The 23792-nt window shown below is 64.5% G+C and carries 23 protein-coding genes; 9 read left to right on the forward strand and 14 right to left on the reverse strand.

The annotated features are described in order from the left end of the window. Positions 1 to 169: 169 nt before the first annotated feature. Together G9C89_RS09195 and G9C89_RS09200 are read right to left on the reverse strand one after the other, a co-directional pair. Entirely contained in the window at positions 170 to 424 is a 255-nt protein-coding gene (locus G9C89_RS09195) for a TIGR02450 family Trp-rich protein (RefSeq protein WP_172147572.1), read from the reverse strand. Beyond that, positions 421 to 1407: an NAD(P)/FAD-dependent oxidoreductase gene (locus G9C89_RS09200; protein WP_172147573.1), complete on the reverse strand. Its 987-nt coding sequence runs from the start codon at positions 1405 to 1407 to the stop codon at positions 421 to 423. The genes G9C89_RS09195 and G9C89_RS09200 overlap by 4 nt, the downstream gene beginning before the upstream one ends. 291 nt (positions 1408 to 1698) lie before the next feature. On the opposite strand from G9C89_RS09200, the gene G9C89_RS09205 reads away from it, so the two are divergent. The 3 genes from G9C89_RS09205 to G9C89_RS09215 all read left to right on the forward strand — a co-directional run bounded on the left by G9C89_RS09205 (position 1699) and on the right by G9C89_RS09215 (position 5201). Next, positions 1699 to 2601, forward strand: a complete 903-nt coding sequence (locus G9C89_RS09205) for a TIGR01777 family oxidoreductase (RefSeq protein WP_172147574.1) — start codon at positions 1699 to 1701, stop codon at positions 2599 to 2601. Between the two features lie 16 nt (positions 2602 to 2617). Continuing rightward, positions 2618 to 3640 (forward strand): ferrochelatase, encoded by a 1023-nt coding sequence (gene hemH / locus G9C89_RS09210; protein ID WP_172147575.1) that lies wholly within the window; start codon positions 2618 to 2620, stop codon positions 3638 to 3640. A 229-nt stretch (positions 3641 to 3869) separates the two neighbouring features. Beyond that, positions 3870 to 5201: a spinster family MFS transporter gene (locus G9C89_RS09215; protein WP_172147576.1), complete on the forward strand. Its 1332-nt coding sequence runs from the start codon at positions 3870 to 3872 to the stop codon at positions 5199 to 5201. A gap of 15 nt (positions 5202 to 5216) precedes the next feature. Here the strand turns inward: G9C89_RS09215 and upp are convergent, their stop codons facing one another. Next, positions 5217 to 5855, reverse strand: a complete 639-nt coding sequence (gene upp, locus G9C89_RS09220) for a uracil phosphoribosyltransferase (RefSeq protein ID WP_172147577.1) — start codon at positions 5853 to 5855, stop codon at positions 5217 to 5219. A gap of 251 nt (positions 5856 to 6106) precedes the next feature. Between upp and G9C89_RS09225 the strand changes: the two genes are divergently transcribed. After that, complete coding sequence (locus tag G9C89_RS09225; protein WP_172147578.1) at positions 6107 to 6664, forward strand: hypoxanthine-guanine phosphoribosyltransferase; 558 nt, start codon at positions 6107 to 6109, stop codon at positions 6662 to 6664. Positions 6665 to 6673: 9 nt separating this feature from the next. Here G9C89_RS09225 and dauA read toward each other — a convergent pair whose 3' ends face one another. After that, positions 6674 to 8422 carry a C4-dicarboxylic acid transporter DauA gene (dauA, locus tag G9C89_RS09230; protein WP_172147579.1) on the reverse strand — a complete coding sequence of 583 codons (1749 nt, stop codon included), beginning with the start codon at positions 8420 to 8422 and terminating at the stop codon, positions 6674 to 6676. A 229-nt stretch (positions 8423 to 8651) separates the two neighbouring features. Between dauA and G9C89_RS09235 the strand changes: the two genes are divergently transcribed. Further along, a complete protein-coding gene (locus G9C89_RS09235) occupies positions 8652 to 8939 on the forward strand; it encodes a PA4642 family protein (RefSeq protein ID WP_172147580.1) in 288 nt (95 codons plus the stop codon). Positions 8940 to 9028: 89 nt separating this feature from the next. On the opposite strand, the gene G9C89_RS09240 is transcribed toward G9C89_RS09235, so the two are convergent. The 7 genes from G9C89_RS09240 to G9C89_RS09270 all read right to left on the reverse strand — a co-directional run bounded on the left by G9C89_RS09240 (position 9029) and on the right by G9C89_RS09270 (position 17008). Next, the gene (locus tag G9C89_RS09240) at positions 9029 to 10360 is read right to left on the reverse strand and encodes a DUF58 domain-containing protein (protein WP_172147581.1); all 1332 of its coding nucleotides are present in this window, start codon (positions 10358 to 10360) and stop codon (positions 9029 to 9031) included. 25 nt (positions 10361 to 10385) lie between these two features. Next, positions 10386 to 11417: an AAA family ATPase gene (locus G9C89_RS09245; protein WP_172147892.1), complete on the reverse strand. Its 1032-nt coding sequence runs from the start codon at positions 11415 to 11417 to the stop codon at positions 10386 to 10388. Then, positions 11417 to 12610 carry a DUF4350 domain-containing protein gene (locus G9C89_RS09250; RefSeq protein WP_172147582.1) on the reverse strand — a complete coding sequence of 398 codons (1194 nt, stop codon included), beginning with the start codon at positions 12608 to 12610 and terminating at the stop codon, positions 11417 to 11419. Before G9C89_RS09250 ends, G9C89_RS09245 begins: the two co-directional genes overlap by 1 nt. After that, entirely contained in the window at positions 12607 to 14187 is a 1581-nt protein-coding gene (locus G9C89_RS09255; protein WP_172147583.1) for a DUF4129 domain-containing protein, read from the reverse strand. Before G9C89_RS09255 ends, G9C89_RS09250 begins: the two co-directional genes overlap by 4 nt. Next, entirely contained in the window at positions 14174 to 15154 is a 981-nt protein-coding gene (locus G9C89_RS09260) for a stage II sporulation protein M (RefSeq protein ID WP_172147584.1), read from the reverse strand. Before G9C89_RS09260 ends, G9C89_RS09255 begins: the two co-directional genes overlap by 14 nt. Then, positions 15151 to 15876 (reverse strand): RDD family protein, encoded by a 726-nt coding sequence (locus tag G9C89_RS09265; protein ID WP_172147585.1) that lies wholly within the window; start codon positions 15874 to 15876, stop codon positions 15151 to 15153. Before G9C89_RS09265 ends, G9C89_RS09260 begins: the two co-directional genes overlap by 4 nt. A gap of 370 nt (positions 15877 to 16246) precedes the next feature. After that, positions 16247 to 17008: a hypothetical protein gene (locus G9C89_RS09270; protein ID WP_172147586.1), complete on the reverse strand. Its 762-nt coding sequence runs from the start codon at positions 17006 to 17008 to the stop codon at positions 16247 to 16249. Positions 17009 to 17216: 208 nt separating this feature from the next. Between G9C89_RS09270 and sbcB the strand changes: the two genes are divergently transcribed. Beyond that, positions 17217 to 18647 carry an exodeoxyribonuclease I gene (sbcB, locus tag G9C89_RS09275; RefSeq protein WP_172147587.1) on the forward strand — a complete coding sequence of 477 codons (1431 nt, stop codon included), beginning with the start codon at positions 17217 to 17219 and terminating at the stop codon, positions 18645 to 18647. 191 nt (positions 18648 to 18838) lie between these two features. On the opposite strand, the gene mvaT is transcribed toward sbcB, so the two are convergent. After that, the gene (gene mvaT, locus G9C89_RS09280; RefSeq protein ID WP_172147588.1) at positions 18839 to 19216 is read right to left on the reverse strand and encodes a histone-like nucleoid-structuring protein MvaT; all 378 of its coding nucleotides are present in this window, start codon (positions 19214 to 19216) and stop codon (positions 18839 to 18841) included. A 257-nt stretch (positions 19217 to 19473) separates the two neighbouring features. On the opposite strand from mvaT, the gene purU reads away from it, so the two are divergent. Beyond that, a complete protein-coding gene (purU, locus tag G9C89_RS09285) occupies positions 19474 to 20325 on the forward strand; it encodes a formyltetrahydrofolate deformylase (protein ID WP_172147589.1) in 852 nt (283 codons plus the stop codon). A 46-nt stretch (positions 20326 to 20371) separates the two neighbouring features. Next, on the forward strand, positions 20372 to 20797 hold the full coding sequence (locus G9C89_RS09290; protein ID WP_172147590.1) for a CBS domain-containing protein: 426 nt from the start codon (positions 20372 to 20374) through the stop codon (positions 20795 to 20797). A 29-nt stretch (positions 20798 to 20826) separates the two neighbouring features. Here G9C89_RS09290 and G9C89_RS09295 read toward each other — a convergent pair whose 3' ends face one another. Further along, on the reverse strand, positions 20827 to 21507 hold the full coding sequence (locus tag G9C89_RS09295) for a pirin family protein (protein WP_172147591.1): 681 nt from the start codon (positions 21505 to 21507) through the stop codon (positions 20827 to 20829). A gap of 137 nt (positions 21508 to 21644) precedes the next feature. On the opposite strand from G9C89_RS09295, the gene G9C89_RS09300 reads away from it, so the two are divergent. Then, entirely contained in the window at positions 21645 to 21848 is a 204-nt protein-coding gene (locus G9C89_RS09300; protein WP_172147592.1) for a hypothetical protein, read from the forward strand. A gap of 25 nt (positions 21849 to 21873) precedes the next feature. Here G9C89_RS09300 and G9C89_RS09305 read toward each other — a convergent pair whose 3' ends face one another. Beyond that, positions 21874 to 23751 carry a methyl-accepting chemotaxis protein gene (locus tag G9C89_RS09305; RefSeq protein ID WP_172147593.1) on the reverse strand — a complete coding sequence of 626 codons (1878 nt, stop codon included), beginning with the start codon at positions 23749 to 23751 and terminating at the stop codon, positions 21874 to 21876. Positions 23752 to 23792 lie beyond the last annotated feature (41 nt).

Here is a 23792-nt window from a genome sequence, read left to right on the forward strand (position 1 = left end):
TACTGCCAGCCCAGGTGCCAGCTCATGGCATCATCCAGTACGCGCCAGTCCAGGCGCTGGCAGCGTTGGCTGAGCTGAGAGCTTGTGAAAAAACGCTCGCCTACTGCGACCGCCCCCTGGCGTCCGCTGCTGGCGTTGCGCTACGCGAAAAACCGGGTCATTTAGCTCACTAAACTCCCCCATTTTTCGCGTAGCGCGCCTTGCCGCGAACACCAGGAGACGCTCTCGCTACGGCGCTCGATATTTTCACAACCTCTGCCTGCAGTTCGATCTGCAGCACATGGCCCTGTTCGTCGTAGAACAGTTGGCTGGCCAGAAAGTGTTTTTCGCAGTCTTGCGGCTGCACCGCAGTCCATTTCGACAGCAGCAGTTTGTCCGGGTTGAGGCGCTGCCTGGCGGTCACCCCGGGCGCTGTTGCGCTCATTGCAGGTGTGCGAGCAGTTTGCGCGCCGCGTCCTGGCCGCTCAGCCAGGCACCCTCGACTCGCCCGGACAGGCACCAGTCGCCGCAGGCATACAGGCCCAGGTGGGCATCGGCCAGCGAACCCCACTGGTGGGCGCTGGCCGGACGGGCATAGAGCCAGCGGTGCGCCAGGCTGAAGATGGGCGCAGGCATGGCGCAGTCGATCAGCTCGGCAAAGGCACCGTGCAAGTGTTCGATCACCGCCTCCTTGGGCATGTCCAGGTGCTGCTTGCTCCAACTGCTGCTGGCGTGCAGCACCCAGGTGTCCGGGCTGCCGTCGCGCCCGGGTTTGCTGCGGTTGCGCGTCAACCAGTCGAGCGGGCTGTCCTGCACGAAGCAGCCATCGACCTTGGTGTCCAGTGGGTTGGCAAAGGCCAGGGCAACCGCCCAGGTCGGTTCCATGATCACGCTGGAGGCTGCGCCGGCGAGTTTCGGCGCCGCCGCCAGCAGGGCGCTGGCTTGCGGCGCCGGAGTGGCGACCACCGCATGGCTGAAGGGGCCGTGGTTATGACCTTCGGCGTCTTGCAGATGCCAGTGCTGCGCGCCACGGAACACTTCGGTGATCCGGCAGGAGAAATGCACCGGCAGGGCGCCGAGCATGGCGCGGGTAATGGCGCTCATGCGCGGGCTGCCGACCCAGCGCACCTGCTCGTCCGGCGAGGCGCTGAGTTGGCCATTGCGGCTGTGATAGAGGTTCGGCGTCCATTCGGCGACCCAGCCGCGAGCATGCCATTGCTGAACCACATCGACAAAGCGGCGATCGCGGGCAGTGAAGTACTGCGCGCCCAGATCCAGGGCGCCGACATCGCTGCGTTTGCTGGCCATGCGGCCGCCGCTGCCACGGCTTTTGTCGAACAGTTGAACCTCATGTCCGGCGGCGTGCAGGGCTTGGGCGGCGGACAGTCCGGCGATGCCGGTGCCGATGATGGCGATGGGTGCGGTCATATCTACCTCTTAACTTCAAAGCACTCGCCGGCTGTCAAAAAACTACTGCGCGCGGCTATGCAGCGTTGAAATCAGCCTTGCCTAGCCTTCGCTCGTTACGTTTTTCAACGGCCTGCTAGGCTACGCTTTAGACAAAACCTATACAGTATTGATTGTGTGTACAGGGCTTATCGGATTCAATCGTGCCTCTCTTTATTAAAGACAATCCTGAGCCGGATTAAAGGCACGTTGCCCTGTGATAAACCAGACTGACGGATATCAGGTTGGTGAACGCCATGCGAGGAGGATGCCATGCACATATTGCTCACCGGTGGGACCGGCTTGATCGGTCGCGGTCTTTGTCAGCATTGGGCGCAGCAGGGCCACCAGTTGACGGTGTGGAGCCGCAGTCCGCAGCGGGTTGCAGCGCTGTGCGGGGCGCAGGTGCGCGGCATCGGCCAGCTCGAAGAACTGGGTGCTGAGCCGGTGGATGCGGTGGTCAATCTGGCCGGTGCGCCGATCGCCGACCGGCCCTGGACCAGCAAGCGCAAGAGCCTGCTCTGGGCCAGCCGCATCACCCTTACCGAGCAGCTGCTGAGCTGGCTGCAGGGGCGCGCCGAGCAGCCGCGGGTACTGCTGTCCGGATCGGCGGTGGGCTGGTATGGCGATGGCGGCGAGCGCGAGCTGCACGAGGATTCGCCGCCGGTCTGCGAGGACTTTGCCGCGCAACTGTGCGGCGCCTGGGAGGAAACCGCGCAACGCGCCGAAGCCTTGGGGATTCGCGTGGTGCTGGTGCGCACCGGTTTGGTGCTGGCCCGTGATGGTGGCTTTCTCAAGCGCCTGTTGTTGCCATTCAAGCTCGGCTTGGGCGGGCGGCTGGGCGATGGTCGGCAATGGATGCCGTGGGTGCATGTGGCCGATCAAATCGCCCTGATGGATTTTCTCTTGCAGCGGGAGCAGGCCAGCGGTCCTTATAATGCCTGCACCCCGCATCCGGTGCGCAATGCCGAGTTTGCCCGTGCGCTGGGCCGCGCCCTGCATCGGCCGGCGTTATTGCCGGTGCCGGCGGTGGTGTTGCGCGTCGGTCTGGGCGAATTGTCCGGTTTGCTGCTGGGAGGCCAGCGCGCCTTGCCGGTGCGCCTGAGCGAAGCCGGTTTTCGATTTCGTTTCACCGATCTGGATACGGCCCTGGCGGATTTGCTGGGTCGACACTGACTGATAAGGATTCTGCATGAGCAATCACGCCTTGCTGCTGGTCAACCTGGGCTCCCCGGCGTCGACCGAAGTGGCTGATGTACGGCGCTACCTCAATCAATTTCTGATGGACCCCTATGTGGTCGATTTGCCTTGGCCGCTGCGGCGTTTGCTGGTGTCGCTGATTCTGCTCAAGCGCCCCGCGGCTTCGGCCCATGCCTATGCGTCGATCTGGTGGGCGGACGGCTCGCCGCTGGTGGTGTTGAGCAGGCGCCTGCAGGCGGCGATGAAGGCGCAGTGGACCCAGGGCCCGGTCGAACTGGCGATGCGCTACGGCGAGCCGTCGATCGAGACGGTGCTCAATCGGCTGACGGCGCAAGGCATCCAGCAGGTGACCCTGGCGCCGCTGTACCCGCAGTTTGCCGACAGCACCACCACCACGGTGATCGAGGAAGCCAGGCGGGTGGTGCGTGCGGCTAACCTGGACATGCGTTTCTCCATACTGGCACCCTTCTATGACCAGCCGGAATACATCGATGCCCTGGTCGACAGTGCCAGGCCTTACCTCGAGCAGGATTTCGACCACCTGTTGCTGAGTTTTCACGGCTTGCCGGAACGCCACCTGCGCAAGCTCGACCCGAGCAAGCACTGCCTCAAGGGCCCCGATTGCTGCCGCACGGCGCCGCCGCAAGTGCTGGCGACCTGCTACCGCGCGCAATGCATGCGCAGCGCCGCCGCCTTTGCCGAGCGCATGGGCCTGCGCCCGGAGCAGTGGTCGGTGTCCTTCCAGTCGCGTCTGGGGCGGGATAAGTGGATCGAGCCCTATACCGAAAGTCGTCTCCAGGCGCTGGCCGGGCAGGGCGTGAAGAAACTGCTGGTGATGTGCCCGGCGTTCGTTGCCGACTGCATCGAAACCCTGGAGGAGATCGGCGATCGTGGCCTGGAGCAATTCCAGGCCGCCGGCGGCGAAAGCCTGCAACTGGTGCCCTGCCTCAACGATCACCCGAGCTGGGTGGCGGCGCTCAAGACCCTCAGCGAGCGGGCGCCGTTGATGTTGTGACGGCAGGCCTGGCAGAGCGGGACGGGCGACCCCGGCAGCCCGTCCCTGGTTTTCCACTGCACGTTATCCGGGTTACGCCTGGTCAGGCGGTCCATTCGCTCGAAGGGATGCGTTGCATTCGCCAGGTTGATAAGGCCGCCAGGCGATACTCCACAAGGGCCATATCGGCCTAAGCTGGCGGCACTTTCAACCGTCGCGCATCGCGTAAGCGGTGCCGAGGAGACCGCCAGTGTCCAACAACAATAACGGCTATCCCTCCAGTGCCCGAGCCTGGGCTACTGTCGCCATTCTGATGGTGGCCTACGTGCTGTCGTTTATCGACCGGCAGATTCTCAACCTGCTGGTCGGCCCCATCCGCCGCGACCTGATGATCAGCGACACCCAGATGAGCCTGCTGATGGGCCTGTCCTTCGCTCTGTTCTACACCGTTTGCGGCATTCCCCTGGGCCGCCTGGCCGATACCAAGAGCAGGCGCGGGCTGATCGCCATCGGCATCCTGTTCTGGAGTGCGGCCACCGCCGCCTGCGGCATGGCCAGGTTGTACTGGCAGTTCCTGATTTGCCGCATCGGCGTCGGTGTCGGCGAGGCGGCCTTGTCGCCGGCGGCCTATTCGCTGATCGCCGACAGCTTCCCCGCCGCGCGCCGCGCTACCGCCATCAGCGTCTACTCGATGGGGGTCTATCTGGGCTCGGGCCTGGCCTTTCTGTTCGGCGGCCTGGTCATCAAGCTGGCTTCGGCCCAGGGCGACGTGATGCTGCCGGTAATCGGCGAAGTGCGGCCCTGGCAGCTGATTTTTCTCGCCCTGGGCGCCGCCGGAGTGCTCTTCACCCTGCTCATGCTGGCGGTCAAGGAGCCGGCCCGGCGTGGTGTCGGCGCCGGTGTCGCGGTGCCGCTGGCGGATGTCGGCCGCTATATCCGCGCCAACAAACGCACCGTGCTGTGCCACAACTTCGGCTTTGCCGGCCTGGCATTCGCCGGCTACGGCAGCGCGGCCTGGATTCCGACCTTCTTTATCCGCACCTACGGCTGGGACGCCGGCCAGGTCGGCATCGTCTACGGCAGCATAGTGGCGGTGTTCGGTTGCCTGGGCATCGTCTCCGGCGGGCGTCTGGCCGACCGGATGGCCAGGCGCGGCAGCAGCGACGCCAATATGCGTGTCGGTCTGTATGCCGCCATAGGTGCCGCGCCCTTCGTGCTGGTCTTCCCGTTGATGGACAGCGCACTCTGGGCGGCGATCCTGATCGCGCCGGCGGTGTTCTTCCTGAGCATGCCGTTCGGCGTCGCCCCGGCGGCGATCCAGGAAATCATGCCCAACTCGATGCGCGGCCAGGCCTCGGCGATCTATTTGTTCGTCATCACCCTGATCGGCCTGGGCATCGGCCCGACGGCGGTGGCGCTGGTGACCGACTATGTATTCGGCGATGACCTGGCGCTGCGCTACTCGCTGCTGATCGTCACCAGCATCGCCGTATTCAGCTCGGTCGTGTTGCTGAGCATGAGCCTCAAGCCCTACCGCGACAGCGTGGTGCGCCTGCAGCAGTGGGCGGCCAGGTCGGCCTGACGGCCGGCTGCCTGCTCAGGCGTCCTTCTGCTTGGTGCCGAAGATCTTGTCGCCGGCATCGCCCAGGCCGGGAATGATGTAGCCGTGCTCATTGAGGCGCTGGTCGATCGAGGCGGTGAAGATCATCACCTCGGGGTGGGCGTCGGCCACTGCCTTGATCCCTTCTGGCGCGGCGACCAGCACCATGGCGCGGATATCCTTGCAGCCGGCCTTCTTCAGCAGGTCGATGGTGGCGACCATGGAGCCGCCGGTGGCGAGCATCGGGTCGATGATCATGGCCAGGCGCTCGTCGATTTCCGGCACCAGTTTTTCCAGGTAGGTGTGCGCCTGCAGGGTCTTCTCATTGCGCGCCACGCCCACGGCGCTGACCTTGGCCCCGGGAATCAGGCTGAGCACGCCGTCGAGCATGCCGATGCCGGCGCGCAGGATCGGTACCACGGTGATTTTCTTGCCGGAGATTTTCTCCACCTGCACGGTGCCCGCCCAACCCTGGATCTCGCAGTTTTCCAGGGGCAGATCCTTGGTCGCTTCGTAGGTCAGCAGGGCGCCGACCTCCTGGGCCAGCTCGCGGAAGTTCTTCGTGCTGATATCGGCGCGGCGCATCAGGCCGAGTTTGTGGCGGATCAGCGGGTGGCGGATCTCGAGGACGGGCATGCTGGACTCTCCGACGGGCTGGCAAAAAAAAATTGGCCTAGATTAGCATTGGCTTTGCGTTGCTGGCGCGCAGACGCACGCGGCTTACAGGAATTCAGGGTGTAATGTCGCCGATTGCGCATACCTCCGGCGGTTTGTCTGCCAGGGCTTGCTCCGCCGGGGGCAGATGGGTACCTTTGCCGACTTTTATTCTGACGTATCGATCAGTTTCTGTGCTTGTTCAGCTTTCGTCCACTCATAGAGGAAAGACCATGCCCGTCGATCTCGCCCATATCCGCCAAGTCATGCTGGAAGCCGATTGCCTGTACACCGAAGCCGAAGTGGAAGCGGCCATCGACCAGGTCGCCGCGGCGATCAACGACGAGTTGGCCGAGCGCAACCCGGTGGTGTTCTGCGTGATGAACGGCGGCCTGATCTTCTCCGGCAAGTTGCTGCCCAAGCTCGACTTCCCGCTGGAGTTGTCCTACCTGCACGCCACCCGTTATCGCAACGAAACCAGCGGTGGCGAGCTGTTCTGGAAGGCCAAGCCGGAAATCTCCTTTATCGACCGCGACGTGCTGATCATCGACGACATCCTCGATGAAGGGCACACCCTGGGCGCGATCGTCGACTTCTGCCGCCACGCCGGTGCCAGCGCGGTGCATACCGCGGTGCTGATTGACAAGGATCACCAGCGCAAGGCGCGCCCGGACCTGCAAGCCGATTACGTCGGCCTGCCCTGCATCGATCGTTACATCTTCGGCTACGGCATGGATTACAAGGGCTACTGGCGCAACGCCGCCGGGATCTATGCGGTCAAGGGCATGTAGCGATGCGCGTTACGGGGTGGTCACCACCTCGTTCGATTCTTCTGCCGGCTGCAGCCAGCGCAGGGCCTTCGCCCGCGCCTGATCGAGGTCGCGTACATAGGCCAATTGGCCCTCGACCCGCTGGATGCCGGCGCGGCGCAGTTGCAGGCGCACCTGCGGCGTCGGGCCGCTGAGTACCAGGCCCACGCCTTGCGTGCGGTAGTCGCGCAATACATTGTCCAGCGCCGCCAGGGCGGTCATGTCGAGCAATGGCACGGCACTGATCTCGACGATCACCACCTTCACCCCGGGCGTGAAGCGGCGCAGCACGCTCAGGGCCTTTTCCGCCGCGCCGAAGAACAGCGGGCCGCGAATGGCGTAGGCCAGGACATGCTCGGGCAGGTCGCTCAGCGCTTCGTGGAAGTGCTTGGGCAGGGCGGCGGTGTCGGTCAGGTCGCTCATGCGCTTGATGAACAGCCCGGCGGCCAGCAGCAGGCCGACGCCGACCGCCAGCACCATGTCGAACAATACCGTCAGCACCAGACAGGTCAGCAGCACCAGCACATCGCTGCGCGGGGCGATGCGCAGGGTGTGCTGCACGTGGCGCGCCTCGCTCATGTTCCAGGCGACCATCAGCAGCAGGGCGGCCATGGCCGCCATCGGCAGGTAGCTGAACAGCGGCGCGAGGAACAGGATGGCGATCAGCACCACGCCGGCATGGATGATCGCCGCCAGCGGCGAAAAGGCGCCGGCGCGCACGTTGGCGGCGCTGCGGGCGATGGCCGCGGTGGCCGTGATGCCGCCGAACAGCGGCGCCATCAGGTTGCCGATGCCCTGACCGAGCAACTCGCCATTGGGGTCGTGCTTGCTGCCGGTCATGCCGTCGGAGACCACCGCGCAGAGCAGCGATTCGATGGCGCCGAGCATGGCGATGGCGAAGGCCGGCGCGAGCAACTGGCGGACCAGCTCGAAGGATAGCTGCAGCGGCTGGCCGTCCGCTCCGGGCAGTTGCCAGGGCCAGGCGAAACTCGGCAGGAACGGCGGGATGCCCGGGTGCTCGACGCCGTCCAGGCTGTAGCTGAAGCGCTCGCCGAGGGTCGCCAGTGGCAGGCCGACGTGCTCCAGCAGCAGCCCGAGCACGGCGCCGATGGCCAGGGCGGCCAGGTGCCCGGGGATTCTCGGCACCCAGCGCGGCCAGAGTATCAGCACGCTCAGGCAGACCAGGCCGACCAGGGTGTCGGCGAGCTGCAGGCCGGGCAGTGCCTGCAGCAGCAGGCTCAGCTGTTCCACGTAGTTGTTCGGCTGGCCGAGCGGGCTCAGGCCGAACAGGTCCTTGAGCTGCAGGGTGGCGATGACGATGCCGATGCCCGCGGTAAAACCCAGGGTCACCGGATAGGGGATGAACTCGATCAGGCGGCCGGCACGCAGCAGGCCCAGGGCGATCAGGATCAGCCCGGACATCAGGGTGCACAGCAGCAGGCCGCCGAGGCCGAATTGCTGGGTGATCGGCAGCAGGATCACCACGAAGGCCGCGGTGGGGCCGGAGACGTTGAAGCGCGAACCGCCGCACAGGGCGATCAGCGGGGCAGCGATCAACACCGTATAGAGACCGTGCTGCGGCGCCACGCCCACCGCAATCGCCAGGGCCATGGCCAGCGGAATGGCGATGATGCCGACGGTGACGCCGGCGCTCAGGTCGCCGCGCAGGCTTTTCCAGCCATAGCCGGCCCGCAGGCTCTGGCGCCAGGCGGCGAACAGCGGCGGTAAGGATAGCGACATGGGGCCTCCGGCATGGCTGCGCGGAGTATAGAGCCTGGCGCGCGGCCAGGGCGTTGACCTAAGTCGGCTGTTGGCGTCGACGCGCCGTGTGCTACAACGTCCGGCTGGCTGTTTGCCGGGCAGGTCCAGGCCTGCCATCGCCATCTCCCAGCCCGCTTGCGCGTTGAGCAGCAGCCTCCGCCAGAGGTACACTGCCGGCCCCGTGTGGCCTGCAGTGTTGGAGTGAACGATGCGTAAAGACAAGAAACAGGTGATTGGCGAAGAGATCGGTGACGAGCCGATCAAGCTGTTCCTCTCCGTGGAGCCGGCTGACGCCACGCCGCCGTCGTTGCACAAGCTGATCAAGGCCTATCGCGGCCTGCGCATCGACGATTTCGCGCGTTTCGTCGGCTTTTTCGTCGAAGCCGGTTACGACCTCGAGGCCAAGGATGCCCAGGGTCGCGATTTCATCGCCCTGATCCAGGATCAGCGCTTTGCCGAACCCTATATCGAAGTGGTCAAGGCCGCCCGCGGCTGATCTGCTATTTCCCGTAGCCCGGATGACATCCGCGAGCGGTATGCCACGACCCAGCTGCTGTCCTGGATCTCATCCAGGCTACGAATCGCCTATAGCACCCCGGCCTTCTTCCAGTCCAGGTAGCGGCTGACCAGTTGCGGGCCCAGTTCGCTGGGGCGGGCGTCGAGCACCGGCACGTTGTGCGCGGCCAGGCGCTCGTGCAGGCCGGCGCGGTCGTTGAGGTAATCGACCGCGCCGCAGTAGCTCAGGGCCGTGGCAAGATCCTCGACCGGCGTGTGGCGCAGGCTGTCGAGCACCTCTTCGCGCAGGGTGGCGATCAGCACGCGGTGCTGGCGGCCGATGCGTTTGACCGCGCTCAATAACTCCTCGTCATCTTCGTCGCGCAGGTTGCTCACCAGCACCACCAGGGCGCGCCGCCGTTGGCGGGCGAGCAGGCTGTCGGCCGCGGCGGCGAAGTCGGCCGGCTGCAGGGTGCTGCGCAGGTCATATACGGCGTTCAGCAGCACATTGAGTTGCGCCGGCCCTTTGACCGGCGCGAGGAAGCGCTGCTGCTCCCCGGCAAAGGTCGCCAGGCCCACCGCATCGCCCTGGCGCAGGGCCACATAACTGAGCAGCAGGCAGGCATTGAGGGCGTGGTCGAAGTGCGCCAGTTCGCCGTCCTGGCTGCGCATGCGCCGGCCGCAGTCGAGCAGGAAGATGATCTGCTGGTCGCGCTCGTCCTGGTACTCGCGGGCGATCGGCGTGCGCTTGCGGGCGGTGGCCTTCCAGTCGATCTGGCGCAGGCTGTCGCCGTCGCGGAATTCGCGCAGCTGGTGAAACTCCAGACCCAGGCCGCGGCGTGGCCGCTGGCGTACGCCAAGCTGGCTGAGCCAGTCGTCGACCGCCATCAGTTGCGCGCCATACAGGCGGGCGAAGTCCGGGTAGACCCGGGTTTCCCCGGGCAGGGCCAGGTAGCGGCGCGCGCGCCACAGGCCCAGCGGGCTGGGCAGGTCGATCTCGCACTGGGTAAAACTGAAGTGCCCGCGCAACAGCGGCCGCACGCGGTAGCTGAGCTGCGTCTGTTCGCCCGGACGCAGTTCGATGCGTTGCGGCAGATGCTCGAACGCCATGCCATCGGCCACGTGGTCGAACACCTCCAGCGCCAGGGGCTGGGCATAGGCGTGGTGCAGGCACAGGCGTACCTCGCTCCAGCGCCCCAGCGGCAGGTTGCCCGGCAACAGCCGCTCGAGGCGTGGCGAGGGCAATTTGCGCACGCGCAGGGCATCCACCAGCGCCGCGCCGGTCAGCGCCAGCAGCAGCCCCCACCAGAGCGCGTGCAGGCTCTGCGGCACTTTTACCGCCAGGGCCTGCAAGACGCCGAGCACAATCGCCAGGCCGAGCAGGGCGCCGAGCAGGCTCAGCAGCGCGCGTGCGGGCTTCATGCGCCAACCCCCGGGATCGACAGGTTCATAGACGCGGCGCCGCAACCTGATCGAGCAACTGCTGGAGCACCTGATCGACCGCCAGCCCTTCGATATCCAACTCCGGCGCCAGGCGTACGCGGTGGCGCAGCACGGCCAGGGCGCAGCCCTTGATGTCGTCCGGCAGGACGAAGTCGCCGCCACGCAGCAGGGCACGGGCGCGGCCGCCGCGGACTAGGGCGATCGAGGCGCGGGGTCCGGCGCCGAGAATCAGCCCCGGCCAGGTACGGGTGGCGCGCGCCAGGCGCACGGCATAGTCGAGCACCTGCTCGTCGAGCGGCAGGTCGCTGGCGATCTTCTGCATGGCCAGCAGATCCTTGGCTTGCAGCAGGGTGCGCAAGGGACTGACGTCGAGCATGTCGGCGCGGGTCGAGCGGGTGACCTGGCGCACCATGCTCAGCTCCTCGGCCTGCTCGGGGTAGTCCATGCGCAGCTTGAGCATGAAACGGTCGAGTTCGGCTTCGGGCAGCGGGTAGGTGCCTTCCTGCTCGATCGGGTTCTGCGTGGCCAGCACCATGAACGGCAGCGGCACCGCCAGGGCGCGGCCTTCGAGGGTAACCTGGCGCTCCTGCATGACCTCCAGCAGCGCCGCCTGGGTCTTGGCCGGGGCGCGGTTGATCTCGTCGGCCAGCAGCAGGTTGGTGAACACCGGGCCCTTGCGCAGCTTGAACTGCTCGCTCTGCAGGTCGTACACGGCGTGGCCGGTGACATCGCTGGGCATCAGGTCCGGGGTGAACTGGATGCGTGCGAACTCGCCAGCGAAGCAGCGCGCCAGGGCGCGTACCAGCAGGGTCTTGCCGAGGCCGGGGACGCCCTCGATGAGCACGTGGCCGCCGGCGATCAGGGCGGTGAGCACATCGTCGACCACCGCATTCTGGCCGATCAGCGCCTTGTGCAGTTCCTGGCGCAGGGCCTGGGCCAGTTGGCTGGCGCGCTGGCGTTGCTGCGCCGGATTGCTCGGCGCTGGGGCCGGGGCGGCAGCGGCTGGGCTCAGCGGTTCGGGCGTGTGTTCGCTCATCATAGGGCATTCCTGAGTGTTTGCAGGTGGGCGACCTGGCGGGTGAAGTCGACGGCGGACAGGCGCTGTGTGGGCAGCGGCCGCATGGCTTGGCTGATGGCGCGGCTGGGCAGACGGGTCAGGCGTCCCAGCACTTGCCATTGTTCGGTCACGCCGAGGCGCTCGAAACCGGGGTGACGGCGTCGCGCGCGGCGCTGGATATCCTGTTGCAAACCCTGCAGCAGGCTGTGCTGGCCGCTGCGCCTGAGGAGGAAGTCGGCGCTGCCGCGCAGGTGCTCCTGCAACTGCCGGCGACTCGGGCTGGCTGGCGCTTGCAGCGGTCCCTGACGCATGCCGACGTGCCACAGGCCGAGGCCGAGCAGCAGGGCCAGGGCCAGCAGGGCCTGGGGGAAGTCGCGCAACAGCAGGCTGAACAGGTCGTCGCGCTCGGCGTGGTAGAGCAGGGTCACGGCGCTGTCCTGGCTCAGGTACCAGAGCAGCCAGGCATTGTCGTAATTGGCGATGCTGTCGTTCTGCCAGATCCAGCTGTCGCTCAGCACGCTGACCAGGCCGTCGCCATGGTAGAGCTGGACCAGGTGGGTCGCCGCGGCACTGTTGGCCCAGGCATGGGCGCGATTGTCGGCATCGTAGAGGTGAAAACCGGTGTCGAAACTGAAGTAGGCCGGCGCGTCCTCGTTTTCCAGGTAGAGCTGGGTCAGTTCGGGGTAGGCGCTGGCTGCGGTCTCGTCGGCATCCGGAGCGGGTTCCTCTGCCTCGTCGTCTGGCTGGTCGAGGTCGTCGCTCTGGTACTGCTGCAGGCCCAGGCTGTCGAGCAGCAGGTCGCCGCTTCTACCCTCATCCTCATCCCACAGGCGTTCGGCCACCAATACCAGATGCCCGCCCTTGGCCGTCCAGGCCAGCAGGCGTTCGACCTGGCGCGGGCTCATGCGCTGGCGATCGGCAAGCAGCAACAGGGTCTGCCCGGCACTGGGCAGGGTCGGCAGCAGCTGCAGGTCCGCGCTGCGCTGCACCTGCAGGCCCTGCTGGCGGAGAAAGTGCTCGGCGGCCAGGTACGGATTGGCCTGCGCCTCGGGTGCCGGACCGTGCTCGAGGGTTTCGGTGTAGGGCTGGGCGCGGCTCAGCAGGTAGAGGCCGAGCAGGATCAGGCCAAGCATGAGCGCGCTGCCGATAAGCCACTGGCGGCGTCTGCTCATGTTCTTACCCTGTCGTCGAACAGGCGCCGCCAGTCTTGGCACAGCGTCTGGCGCAGCTCGTCCGGCGGCAGGCGATGGCCGTAGGCGAGATTCTGCCAGTGCAGGGTCAGGGCCTGGCTGAAGCTGCTCAGTTCGCTTTGCTCCAGGTCCTCGACCAGGCGCAGCACTTCGCTCTCGGTGTGGGCGCTGTTCAGGGGCAGGCGATAATCGTCCAGCAGGCGGCTGAGCAAGGCGCGATAGAGCAGGCTGAGAGCCGCGCGCGGCTGTTCGGCCCAGAGTTGCTCGACTGTGCCGGCGACATCTTCTGGCAAGCTTTGCGGGGTCACCTCCAGGCCGAACAGCTGGCGGCTGGGCGGCGTTGCGGTGCGCTGCGGCAGGCCCAGGCGCCCGGCGAAGACGCCGAGCCATTGCCGATAACGCCAGCCCAGCAGGGCCACCAGGCCGAGCAGGGCCGCCCAGAGCAGGGCCTCGAAAAACAGCGCGACGGCGTCGATGCTGTTCCAGAATTCGGCCAGCTTGAAGAACTTCTCGAGCAGTTCCAGCAGGCCGCTGAGCTGCTCTTCGCTCGGCTCTGCGGCTGGTTCTTGCTCGCCGAAGCGCCAGCGGGTAACGGTTTCGCGGTGTTCAAAGGGTGGTTGATCCAGCAGTTGCTCGATGCTGTGCTGGGCCGCCTGGCTGCTCAGCGGTTGCTTGAGCAGGCGTGCGGCCTCGGGACCTCTGGGGTCTTCCAGCGGCAGCGGACAACTGCCGATCTCGGCAGCCATGACCGGCGTCGGCGCTTGCAGCAGCAACAGGCCGCAACCGAGCAGCAGGGCGTAGGCCACGCCGGTCAGGCGCTGGCGCAGTTGGCGGAACACCAGTTCGATATCCCAGCCCTCCAGGGCGGTGCGTCGGTTCAGGTAGAGGGTAAAGCCGCAGGCCACGTAGACCGGTTCCCAGACGATCAGCACCAGCACATACAGCAGGTTGGACAGGTGTTCCAGCCACAGCCACTCGCCGGCCGCCGCATTGGCCAGGCTTTGCCAGCTCCAGTCCAGCTCGATCTGCGCCGGCAGCAGCAGGTAGAACAGGCTGACCAGGCCCAGCCACAGCGCCATCTCCAGGTGCATGCCGACCACCGTCAGCCAGCTCGCGGCGCCCGCATCGCGCTGGCCCAGGACTACCAGGCGCTGGCTGCGCGCCTGGCCGGACAAGCCTTCGAGTTGCAACACCGGCAGGTCGAAGCTGCGCGTCGCACTGAAGCGGCGCCAGGTCAGACTGGCCAGCAACTGCGGTCTGAGCAGGCCGGGCAGGGCCTTGAGCGCTTGCTTGAGGCTGGGCGTGTCGCCGAACAGGGCACGGGCGAGGATATGCAGCGGCAGGCGCTCGTAGGCCGGTTTCAACCACCAGAAGGCGAATATCGCCCAGCCCGGGTAGTCCCACAGCAACAGGCAGAGCAGGGCGAAGATCGGCACCGTGACCAACGCCCAGCTGGCCAGCAACAGGCCGGCATGCCGGCGCGCCAGCAGTACGCCCAGATCCAGCGCTTCCCAGGGACCGCGCGGACGGATCGCCACGCTGGCATCAGTCAGGCGCATGGGCACCTCGGCCGGCCAGCAGCAGGTAGCTCAGCACCAGCAACCAGAGGGCGGCGCCAACCGCATATTTGACCGTCGGTTCGGCGAAGGTCATCGAGGACCAGTAGGCCTCGACGAATGCCGCCAGCACCAGCAGCACAATCACCCCGCCAATCAGACGCACGCTGCGCCCGGCGGCCAGGCGCAAGGCTTCGCCGCGTGACCGGCGACCGGGCGCGAGCAGGGCCCAGCCGAGCTTGAGGCCGGCGCCGCCCGCCAGGGCGATGGCGGTCAATTCGAAGGCGCCGTGGCCGATGACGAACGACCAGAAGGTCGTGCCGTAACCGATCTGGCTCAGGTGGCCGGCCACTGCGCCGATCATCAGGCCGTTGAACAGCAGGAAGAACAGGCTGCCCAGGCCCAACAGCAGGCCGCTGGCGAAGGTCTGAAAGGCGATGCCGATGTTGTTCATGATGTAGAAGCCGAACATCAGCCAGTCGTCGCCCGAGTGGCGTTCGCCGAAGCGCCCGAGGCGCCGGGCATCGGGGTCGTACATCTGCTCCATGCTCGCCACCTGGTCGGCATCGACCAGGCTGTAGATCAGTTCGGGGAACAGGTAGACCAGCGCGCCCATGACCAGCAGGCTGCCGAAAAACACCAGGCTGGCGACCAGCACGCAGCGCCATTCGGCGCGGACCAGACGGGGGAAGCCGCCCAGCAGGAAACCGAGCAACTGCGCGCCCAGGGGGCTGCGATGGCGATAGAACTGCTGGTGGCCACGCAGCGCCAGTTGCTGCAGTTGCTCGATCAGGTGGTTGCTGTAACCGCGGGCCTGGGCCAGGGCCAGCTGCTGGCACAGGCGCCGGTAAGCGGCGGCGAAGCCCTTGCATTGCTGGCTGTCGGCCTTGCCGCGTTCAAGCGCGTCGAGTTGTTCGGCGAAGGCTTGCCAGTCGACCTGGTGACGGCTTTCGAACAGGCGCTGTTTCATGTCGGCCCCAGCAGGCCGCGGGCGATGCCGTTGAGCCGCTGTTCCGCCTGCTCGACCGGGACTTGCAGCGGCTCGGCGAGAATGGCCGCCAGCTCGGTGCGGCGTTCACCGGACAGGCTGGCGCCACGCTCGGCAAAGCCGAGCAGGGCGCGCTGCTCGAGCAGGTCGAGGGCGAAGGGTGCATGCAGCGCTTCGGCCTGCGGCAGGCTCGGCCTCGCGGGCAGGGTGTCGCGGTAGACCACCAGGGTGCCGGCGGCGATATCACCGAGGCGCTTGAACGCCGGGTGATTGAGGCAGCTGAGAATGCCCAGGGTGTAGCCGAACGGCAGGATATCGACGAAGCGCAGCAGGTTGCGGGTCAGCGAGGCGGCCCAGCCGACCGGGGTGCCGTCATCGTGCACCACGCGCAGGCCGAGGAGCTGCTTGCCCGGCGAGCGGCCCTGGTTGAATACCTCGAACAGCACCATGTACCACCAGGTCACCAGGAACAGCAGGATGGTCGCCAGGCCCATGCCGAACTTGCCGAGCAGACCGAGGACGACGTACATCGCCAGCAACAGCAGGCCGCGAATCAGCAGGTCGATGGCGAAGGCCAGGGCGCGCGGCACCAGGCCCGCCGGGCGCAGGAGCAGATCGATGCCTTCCGGGGTTTCCACCCGATAACGGGTATCCAGCGGCGGGCACTGCGCGCGGGAGAAACGGGCGACTGGGTTGAGGGGCATTGGCAGACTGCATCGAAGAAAGCCCGATGCTAGGGTCTGTTCCCGTTTCAGCGCAAGCCGCGTTGCCGCAAAAAATCTCGCCATGGCCGGGCGGCGTTCCGCTAGGCGTAGGACGCCGGTAATGGTTGTTCCCTTGCCAAGTCCTACAACAACGCATGGCGAGATTTTCCGCGCAACCCGCAGGGCCGGGCCTGTTTTTGCGCGATGCTGCGTTTCTTGACGCTCATTTGGAACGACCAAACTTCGCGTCTCGCGCCTTGCCTCGCGCAAAAACAGGCTCCGGCGCGGTCGCGATGAAACGGGAACAGACCCTAACCAGCAGCAGGCGGGGACGCAATCGGGCCGGCGAATCGGCCCGATTGCGTGGGGTTCACTGGGCGGGCGGCAGCACGCCGAAAATGGTGCGATAGAGTACGCCCATGGCGATGACGAACAGCGGAATACTCCAGACCAGGCCGATGCCCAGCGGAATGACGCTGACCAGGGTGATCAGGCCGAGCAGCAGGAACAGGCCGAAAGTCTTGAACCAGTGCTGGCTGATGGCCTTGCGCGAGGCTTCCAGCGCCTGCCAGGGCGACAGGCCGCGCTCGACCACCAGCGGAATCGCCAGCATGTAGGCGATGGCCAGATACAGGCCCGGGATGATCAGCAGGAACATACCGAGATAGATCAGCAGCATCATCACCACTGCGGTGATCACCAGGGGCAGGGTGCGGCCGAAATGGCTGAAGATCTCGTTGAAGCTGATCGGCTGGTCGGCCGCGCGGCGAATGCCGATCATGTTGATCCCGGCCATGAAGGGATAGGCCAGGGCCGAGGCCAGCACGCCGATCACCAGCTCGCCGATCATGACTGACGTCGGGCTTTCGCTGAGGGCAGCGAAGATGCCGAGCATGCCGCCGAGTACCAGTGACACGACGAACATCACGGCATAGAACACCAGGAAGCCACCGATGATGATGCCCTTGGTGCCTTTGACGCGCTGCCAGGCTTCGCCGAGCAGTTCGCCGATAGCGAAGTCGTAACCGCGGCTCAGGGCTTGCTCGATGCTCGGCGCCTGGCTGTCGCTCGGCGCTTGTCGCAGGCTGCTGGCGGGGGCTGCATAGGGGTTGGGGCTGGTTGCGTCACTCATGGCGGCGTCCTTGTATGAGCAGAAATGTCCAAGAGAGCATAGTAGCGATAGCGATACTGGCAATCAGCCTGGCAAACAAGGGCGTTGCGAGCGCGCCCGGCTGTGCGGTGGGTCAAGGCCTCAGCCAGGCGCCTCGGCCCGGCCGTTGCTCGCTACGGTTTTCAACAGCCTGCTAGACTGGCGCGGACCCCGCCTCTAGGAAACCGCCGTGACCTCCAGTCTGTTCTGGTACGACTACGAAACCACCGGTATCGATCCGCGTCGCGACCGACCGCTGCAAGTCGCCGGGATTCGCACCGACGAAGACCTCAATGAAATCGGCGAGCCGCTGAACATCTACTGCCAGCCCAGCGACGACATCCTGCCGCACCCGGCCGCCTGCCTCATCACTGGTATCACGCCCAGTCAGTTGGCGGAGAAAGGCTTGGGCGAGGCCGAATTCATGGCCCGCATGCATGCCGAAATGATTCAGCCGGGTACTTGCGCTGTGGGCTACAACAGCCTGCGCTTCGACGATGAAGTCACCCGCTACAGCCTGTACCGCAATTTTTTCGACCCCTATGCCCGCGAGTGGCAAGGTGGCAACAGCCGCTGGGACCTGATCGATCTGGTGCGCGCGGCCTATGCCCTGCGCCCGGATGGCATTGTCTGGCCGGAGGAAGAGGGCCGCGTCAGCCTCAAGCTGGAGCGCCTGACCGCGGCCAACGGCATCGAACATGGCCAGGCCCATGACGCGCTGGCCGATGTGCGCGCGACCATCGCGCTGGCGCGCCTGATTCGCAGTAAGCAGCCAAAACTGTACAACTACCTCTATCACATGCGCAGCAAGCAACGGGTGCTCGACCAGATTCGTTTGTTACAACCCCTGGTGCATATTTCCGGGCGCTTCGCCGGTACGCGGCATTACCTGGCTGTGGTATTGCCGCTGGCCTGGCATCCGCGTAATCGCAATGCGCTTATCGTCTGCGACTTGCACGCCGATCCGGCGCCGTTGCTCGAGGAAGATGGCGAGTCCTTGCGCCGGCGCCTATATACCCGGCGCGAGCAACTGGGCGACGGCGAGTTGCCGGTCCCCTTGAAGTTGCTGCACATCAACCGTTGTCCGGTGCTGGCGCCATTGAATGTACTGCGTGGCGAAGATATTCAGCGTTTGCAGTTGGATATGACCGGTCCTCTGCTGCATGCCGATCGACTGGTGGCCGCTCAAGCGCAATGGCAGGACAAACTCGCGCTGATATATGGCGAAGAAGGTTTTGCGCCCAGCGAGGATCCCGAGCAACAGCTATATGATGGTTTTATCGGTGATCGCGACCGGCGTTTATGCGAACAAGTGCGCAGTGCCGAACCCTCGCAGTTAGCCAAGAATGCCTGGCCGTTCGATGATGCACGCTTACCTGAATTATTATTTCGTTATCGCGCGCGCAACTTTTCCTCCAGCCTGGACGCGGCAGAACAGCAGCGCTGGGTAGAATTTTGTCAGCAGCGTTTAACCCGCCCCGAGTGTGGCGCGCCTAATACCTTGACGAATTTCGAGGCAGCGCTCGACGAAATATTCGCGCAGGCCACACCCGGGCAACAAACGGTACTGACGGAGTGGCGTGACTATGCGCAACAGTTGCGCTTGCGTTATGCCCTTTAAATGGGCTGCAGGCTGCAGACGCTAAATAGCGAGTGGCCGTTGCCTGCCATTTTGTAGGGGCTCGCCGTCTGGCCGCGCGGCCTGACGCCACCCGGCGCTTGTCTTCGACATGGATATTGTTACAACGCATAAAAAACGCCAGCAAGGCTGGCGTTTTTTATGCGCTGAAATCGCTGATTCAAGCGTAGAGCTTAGTCCAGCAGGGTGGCCCAGCTTTCAACAACATCGCCGCCCCACTTGGCTTTCCACTCTTTCAGGGTCTTGTGGTTGCCACCTTTGGTTTCGATCACTTCGCCGGTGTTCGGGTTCTTGTACTGCTTAACTTTGCGCGCACGCTTGACCCCGGTGGTCTTGGCGCCGGCGCGCGGTGCCTTGCTGACTTTGGCGTCCGGGTCGAGCATGGCGATGATGTCACGCAGGGACTTCTGATATTCGCCCATCAGCGTGCGCAGTTTGCCTTCGAATTCGAGTTCTTTTTTCAGCTTGTCGTCTTGCGACAGATTTTTCAGGCGCTCTTGCAGTTCTTTGATGGCTTCTTCGGTGGCACGGTATTCGTTGATCAGCGACATGGGGCTTACCTTAATCTGAGTAGGTGATGGCTAAGTGTCAGTAATAATAGTCAGGCACTTTTGACAAGTAAACTGCTTTGCAAGAATTTGCCACGGTTTATCAAACAAAGTTGCAAATTTGCTGGCGCGATAACTCTATGAGTCAACCCGTCAGTGTTTGTCAGTTTTTTCGAGGTCCGCGCTGGATGTCAGGATTACTGCAGTTTTCTCGCGCTGTGGCTAGAATGACCGACTTTGCGGTTTCTCTGGAGTTTCCCATGCGTACTTTTCGGTTGGTCATAGCCTGTCCGGACCGCGTTGGTATCGTGGCCAAGGTCAGTAACTTTCTGGCCACCTACAACGGCTGGATCACCGAGGCGAGTCATCACTCGGATAATCACAGCGGTTGGTTCTTCATGCGCCATGAGATTCGTGCCGATTCCTTGCCGTTCGATTTGCCGGGGTTTCATCAAGCCTTTGCGCCCATCGCCCGTGAGTTCTCCATGGAATGGCGGGTCACTGATTCGGCACAGAAAAAGCGCGTGGTGTTGATGGCCAGTCGCGAGTCGCATTGTCTGGCTGACTTGCTGCACCGTTGGCACAGCGATGAGTTGGACTGCGATATTGCATGCGTGATTTCCAATCATGAGGATTTGCGCAGCATGGTCGAGTGGCACGGCATCCCCTATTTCCATGTGCCGGTCGAGCCACAGCACAAGCAGCGGGCCTTCGATGAAGTGGAACGACTGGTCAATGCGCATGCCGCCGACGTCATAGTGCTGGCGCGTTATATGCAAATTCTGCCTGCGCAACTGTGTCGCGATTTCGCCCAGCGGGTGATCAATATCCACCACAGCTTTCTGCCGTCGTTCGTCGGTGCCAAGCCTTATCACCAGGCTTCGCTACGCGGAGTCAAGCTGATCGGCGCCACCTCGCACTATGTGACCGAGGAGTTGGATGCCGGCCCGATCATCGAGCAGGACGTGGTGCGTGTCAGTCACCGCGACAGCATCGAAGAAATGGTCCGTCTGGGTAAGGATGTGGAAAAAATGGTGTTGTCCCGTGGGCTACGCTATCACTTAGAGGACCGAGTATTGGTTCACGATAACAAGACTGTGGTGTTCGACTGATTGCCGTATCGTGCATTAACCAAGTGCAGGCTGAAGGAGTTCGCTAATGCTCAAATCAATCAAGGTGCGCGATTACATGACTCGCCATCTGGTGACGTTTCGGTCTGACACCGATCTGTTCACCGCCATCAATCGGCTATTGGAACATCGTATTGCGGGCGCCCCGGTGGTTGACTCCCAGGGCCACCTGATCGGCTTGTTATCCGAGGGCGACTGCCTGCGGGGCATCCTCTCGGGGGCTTATTACGAGGCGATCGGGGGTGTGGTCAGTTCCTATATGACTACCGAGGTTGAGACCATCTCTCCGGAAACCGACATCATTGAGGTCTCCGAGCGCTTTCTGCGCGGTCGTCTGGGACGCCTCCCGGTGGTGGAGAACGGGCGTCTGGTTGGCCAGATCAGTCGCAGCGATGTGCTGCGCGCGGTCAAGGAGTTCGCCCAGCACGAGCAGGGCAAAGTCCTTTCACAGTGAGACCGCAAGTCGCCTGCGGCGCCGAGGTTTCAGGCCGCGGGCAAGTCGAACAATAGCGCCTCGCCCTGACCCTGCAGGTTGAGTGTGCCGGGCTCGCGCACTTGCAGGCCATCGCCAGGGGTCAGGTGTATGCCTGGGCCATTCAGCTGGCCCGTCAACAGCTGCAGGTAGAGCCAGCGGCCGGGGGCAAGCACATAGTCGAGCGGGCCGCTCTGCCAGCGGTAGAGCGTCATGTCCTGGGCGACCTGCAAGCTGCCGCCAGCGCCGTCCGGGCTGGCGATGAGCTGCAGGCCTTCCTGCGTGGCGAAGGCGCGCTGCTGATAACTCGGCGCCAAGCCGCGTTGCGCCGGCTCTATCCAGATTTGCATGAAGTGCACGGGCGCGCTCGCCGAGGCGTTGAACTCGCTGTGGCGGATGCCGGAACCGGCGCGCATCAGTTGGAATTCCCCTGCCTGGATTTCTTCGCGGCTGCCCAGCGAGTCCTGGTGCGCCAGGGTGCCCTGGCGAACATAGCTGATGATTTCCATGTCGCGGTGGCCGTGCGTGGCAAACCCGGCGCCGGCGATGACGCTATCGTCGTTGATCACCCGCAGGTGCGAGAAACCCTGAAAGCGCGGGTCGTAATACTCGCCGAAGGAAAAACTGTGGTAACTGTTCAGCCAGCTCAGTTGCGAGTGACCGCGTTCGGCAGCGGGGCGAAGCTGGTACATGATCACCTCTGGGAAGTACCTCGAGGTGGTCATTGTGGGAAATGGACGGATCAATAAAAAGCGTAAATTTGCGCTGATATCGATCGATTTCAATGATCTATTGGGCGCTAATGCGGGCGCCAACGGAGGTGCACGGCATGCACGACCCCCTCGACCGCGCTACCTCGCAGCCACCACCAGCGCTTGGTGAGGGCTGCGTCAGGCGTTATGACCCGGATGCCTTGCACCCGCAGAGCGGCAGCGAATTTGCCGATGCCGCCGAGCTGTGGCGCCAGCTCCAGGAGCAGGCTGGCGAGCCGCCGGAAGCAGCGGGCAGCGAAATGAAAACGGGCGCCGACTAGGCGCCCTCCCTGGCTGTCGACGGTTTCAGATGCGGAAGCTGTCGACCAGCAGCTTGAGGCGCGAGGCCTGTTGTTCCAGGTCGCCGCAGGCGCGCAGGGTGGCCTGCAGGTTTTCCACGCCATCCTGGTTGAGGGTGTTGATCTCGGTGATGTCCATGTTCAGCGACTCGATCACCGAGGTCTGCTCTTCGGTGGCGGTGGCCACCGACTGGTTCATGCCGTCGATCTCGCCGATGCGCAGGGTCACGCTGTTCAGGCGCTCGCCGGCCTGGTTGGCGATCTGCACGCTTTCTTCGCTGTAGCGCTGGCTCTCGGTCATGGTGGTGACCGACTCGCGGGAGCCGACCTGCAGTTCCTCGATCATCTTCTCGATTTCCTGCGCCGACTCCTGGGTGCGGTGCGCCAGGTTGCGCACCTCGTCGGCGACCACGGCAAAGCCGCGACCGGCTTCGCCGGCACGGGCGGCTTCGATGGCGGCGTTGAGCGCGAGCAGGTTGGTCTGCTGGGAGATGCTCTTGATCACCTCGAGAATCTGGCCGATGTTCACCGTCTTGCCGTTCAGCGTTTCGATGTGGCCACAGGAGGTGCGGATCTTGCTGGACAGGTCGTTCATCGCGTGGATGGTTTTCTCCACCACCTGACGGCCATCCTCGGCCTGTTGCCGCGCATCGGAGGCCTGGGTCGAGGCGTCCGCGGCGTTGCGCGCGATTTCCTGGGCAGCGGCGCCCAGTTGGTTGATTGCGGCGGCCACGCTATTGGTGCGGCTAGCCTGTTCGTCGGAGTTGATCATCGAGGAGTTGGAGGCGTTGACCACCAGTTTGGCCACTTCGTTGACCTGGTGGGTGGCCGAAGACACTTCGCGGATCGAGCCGTGAATCCGTTCGACGAACTGGTTGAAGGCTTTGCCCAGGACGCCGAATTCGTCGTCGGACTGGATCGCCAGGCGTTTGGTCAGGTCGCCGTCGCCCTGGGCGATGTCCTGCATGGCTTTGCCCATCACGGTCAGCGGTTGCAGCAGCAGGCGGATCAGCATGCTCAGCAGGAGGATGATCAGCACCACCGCGATCAGCGTGGCGACTATGGCCGAGGCGCGGAAGTCACTGAGCGCCGCATAGGCCTTGGTCTTGTCGATGGACAGGCCGACGTACCAGTTGACCGAGGGCAGGCCTTGGACCGGGGCGAAGGTGAGGATGCGGGTCTGGCCGTTGCTGGCCGCCTCGCTGTGCGCACTGCCAATGCGCGGGGTGTTCTCGGGGAAGACGTCGGCGAGGCTTTTCATCACCAGGCTCTTGTCCGGGTGCACCAGGATCTTGCCATCGGCGCTGACCAGAAAGGCGTAACCCAGGCCGTCAAAGTCCAGCGAATTGATGATGTCGACCAGGGCCTTCAGGCTCAGGTCGCCGCCGACTACGCCGGCAGGTTTGGCCGGGGTGGCGATGGTGATGATCAGTGCGCCGGTGGCGGCATCCACGTAAGGTTCGGTGAGGGTGGTGGCGCCGGCAGCCATGGCGTCCTTGTACCAGGGGCGGCTGCGCGGGTCGTAGTCGTCCGGCATCTTCTCGTCCGGGCGCATGGTGAATGCGCCGTCTGCGCTGCCCAGGTAACTGAAGGCGAAGGTCGAGGTCAGGGCTTTCTGCTCCAGCAGGCCGACGACCTGCTCGGGCTCGCTGTTCCGGGCAATCGACTGGGCGGCGCTTTCCACCAGCAGGATGCGCCCCGACAGCCAGTTCTGGATATTGCTGGCGGTGACGTTGCCCATTTCCTGCAGGTAGTTTTCCAGGTCTGTGCGGATCGCATTGCGTTGCAGGTAGTCGTTGTACAGGGTGAACAGGGAGAAGGCGGCGATTACCACTAGCGAGGCGGCCAGGAGAATCTTGTGGCTGAATTTCAAATTATTACTCATGGCTTCTTGCGTCCGGTAATGTCTGGAACCAGTCTTGGGCT

The sequence above is a fragment of the Pseudomonas tumuqii genome, from assembly GCF_013184545.1.
Classification (GTDB): Bacteria; Pseudomonadota; Gammaproteobacteria; order Pseudomonadales; family Pseudomonadaceae; genus Aquipseudomonas; species Aquipseudomonas tumuqii.

Bases quoted from the DNA above. Each gene is read 5' to 3' on its own strand.
- G9C89_RS09245 (WP_172147892.1), bottom strand. From the start codon at position 11,417: ATGAGCGAACACACGCCCGAACCGCTGAGCCCAGCCGCTGCCGCCCCG.
- G9C89_RS09290 (WP_172147590.1), top strand. From the start codon at position 20,372: ATGCTCAAATCAATCAAGGTGCGCGATTACATGACTCGCCATCTGGTG.
- G9C89_RS09260 (WP_172147584.1), bottom strand. From the start codon at position 15,154: ATGAAACAGCGCCTGTTCGAAAGCCGTCACCAGGTCGACTGGCAAGCC.
- G9C89_RS09270 (WP_172147586.1), bottom strand. From the start codon at position 17,008: ATGAGTGACGCAACCAGCCCCAACCCCTATGCAGCCCCCGCCAGCAGC.
- G9C89_RS09225 (WP_172147578.1), top strand. From the start codon at position 6,107: ATGCCCGTCGATCTCGCCCATATCCGCCAAGTCATGCTGGAAGCCGAT.
- G9C89_RS09195 (WP_172147572.1), bottom strand. From the start codon at position 424: ATGAGCGCAACAGCGCCCGGGGTGACCGCCAGGCAGCGCCTCAACCCG.
- G9C89_RS09200 (WP_172147573.1), bottom strand. From the start codon at position 1,407: ATGACCGCACCCATCGCCATCATCGGCACCGGCATCGCCGGACTGTCC.
- G9C89_RS09265 (WP_172147585.1), bottom strand. From the start codon at position 15,876: ATGCCCCTCAACCCAGTCGCCCGTTTCTCCCGCGCGCAGTGCCCGCCG.
- G9C89_RS09300 (WP_172147592.1), top strand. From the start codon at position 21,645: ATGCACGACCCCCTCGACCGCGCTACCTCGCAGCCACCACCAGCGCTT.
- mvaT (WP_172147588.1), bottom strand. From the start codon at position 19,216: ATGTCGCTGATCAACGAATACCGTGCCACCGAAGAAGCCATCAAAGAA.
- G9C89_RS09295 (WP_172147591.1), bottom strand. From the start codon at position 21,507: ATGTACCAGCTTCGCCCCGCTGCCGAACGCGGTCACTCGCAACTGAGC.
- G9C89_RS09240 (WP_172147581.1), bottom strand. From the start codon at position 10,360: ATGAAGCCCGCACGCGCGCTGCTGAGCCTGCTCGGCGCCCTGCTCGGC.
- dauA (WP_172147579.1), bottom strand. From the start codon at position 8,422: ATGTCGCTATCCTTACCGCCGCTGTTCGCCGCCTGGCGCCAGAGCCTG.
- G9C89_RS09255 (WP_172147583.1), bottom strand. From the start codon at position 14,187: ATGCGCCTGACTGATGCCAGCGTGGCGATCCGTCCGCGCGGTCCCTGG.
- G9C89_RS09305 (WP_172147593.1), bottom strand. From the start codon at position 23,751: ATGAGTAATAATTTGAAATTCAGCCACAAGATTCTCCTGGCCGCCTCG.
- upp (WP_172147577.1), bottom strand. From the start codon at position 5,855: ATGCCCGTCCTCGAGATCCGCCACCCGCTGATCCGCCACAAACTCGGC.
- G9C89_RS09205 (WP_172147574.1), top strand. From the start codon at position 1,699: ATGCACATATTGCTCACCGGTGGGACCGGCTTGATCGGTCGCGGTCTT.
- hemH (WP_172147575.1), top strand. From the start codon at position 2,618: ATGAGCAATCACGCCTTGCTGCTGGTCAACCTGGGCTCCCCGGCGTCG.
- purU (WP_172147589.1), top strand. From the start codon at position 19,474: ATGCGTACTTTTCGGTTGGTCATAGCCTGTCCGGACCGCGTTGGTATC.
- G9C89_RS09235 (WP_172147580.1), top strand. From the start codon at position 8,652: ATGCGTAAAGACAAGAAACAGGTGATTGGCGAAGAGATCGGTGACGAG.
- G9C89_RS09250 (WP_172147582.1), bottom strand. From the start codon at position 12,610: ATGAGCAGACGCCGCCAGTGGCTTATCGGCAGCGCGCTCATGCTTGGC.